Source organism: Syntrophomonas palmitatica JCM 14374 (genome assembly GCF_001311885.1).
Taxonomy (GTDB): Bacteria; Bacillota; Syntrophomonadia; order Syntrophomonadales; family Syntrophomonadaceae; genus Syntrophomonas_A; species Syntrophomonas_A palmitatica.
Genome location: NZ_BBCE01000052.1, coordinates 1 through 1,015 on the forward strand (window position 1 = coordinate 1; position 1,015 = coordinate 1,015).

Here is a 1,015-nt window from a genome sequence, read left to right on the forward strand (position 1 = left end):
CGTTATCTGCGGTTATGGGTTCCTCTTTGGTTGTGCCGTCGCTGTAGGTGCCCTTTACTTCCATGCCTGTAATGTCCAGGGGTTCGCCCACGGTATACACCAGTTTATCTGCCTGTTTGGTGATGGCGATGCTCTGCAGGGTTGCTGCGGGTGCGGCATTGATTTTGATACTTAATTCCTTGGTGTCGCTGCCTGCTGCGTTGCTAGCTTTAACGGTAAAAGTATAGGTTCCGGCAGTCATCGGGGTTCCCGAGATAACGCCACCATCTGTGAGCGAAAGCCCCTCAGGCAGATCGCCGCTCTCTTTGCTCCAGGTTATCGGCGTATCGCCTGTGGCCGCCAGAGTCTGGCTGTATAAAGTACCTTCCGTGCCGCCCGGCAGACTACCTGTGGTAATGGCCGGTGCTGCGGGTGCCTGTATTATGGTTACGGTGTAGGTGGTGCTCTTATCTCCCACTGTTACTGTCAGTACCTGTCCTTCCGCCGGGGCGCTGCTGTCAAAGCCGGTTACGTTATCTGCGGTTATGGGTTCCTCTTTGGTTGTGCCGTCGCTGTAGGTGCCCTTTACTTCCATGCCTGTAATGTCCAGGGGTTCGCCCACGGTATACACCAGTTTATCTGCCTGTTTTGTGATGGCGATGCTCTGCAGGGTTGCTGCGGCTGCTTAAGTACTGTCAGGGTGAAGGCCTTGGGTTCACTGACTCCATTGCTGGATATGGTAGCTGTTAATGTTACTACTGCGTCTCCGCATGAGAATGATGGCCTGGTTACCTCGCCGCTGTTGCTTATCACAGCTGTATTACTGGACACCCATGTGATGGCGGAATTGTAAACTGATCCTGTTGTTGCAAGGGTCAGGTTCTGTGTTACTGAGCTTGCGCTGTCGCCTGCCGCAAAGCCAATCTCAAGCGCCGCCTTGTCCGCCGTCACTTTTTCCTCATCGGTCGGAGAATTCAATGTCCATTGCCATTGCAACACCGGATAGGAAGTTCCTTCCGTAATGTGCCAGATACCG

General features: G+C 53.7%; 2 protein-coding genes. Both read right to left on the reverse strand.

Annotated features, from left to right (window positions below):
• Window positions 1-610 (reverse strand): putative Ig domain-containing protein (locus JCM14374_RS14975; protein ID WP_242849003.1); only part of this gene is annotated, 610 nt, incomplete at its 3' end.
• The coding region (locus JCM14374_RS14130) for an immunoglobulin-like domain-containing protein (protein WP_207641639.1) at window positions 565-1,015 on the reverse strand (451 nt) is incomplete at its 5' end. The genes JCM14374_RS14975 and JCM14374_RS14130, both read right to left, overlap by 46 nt.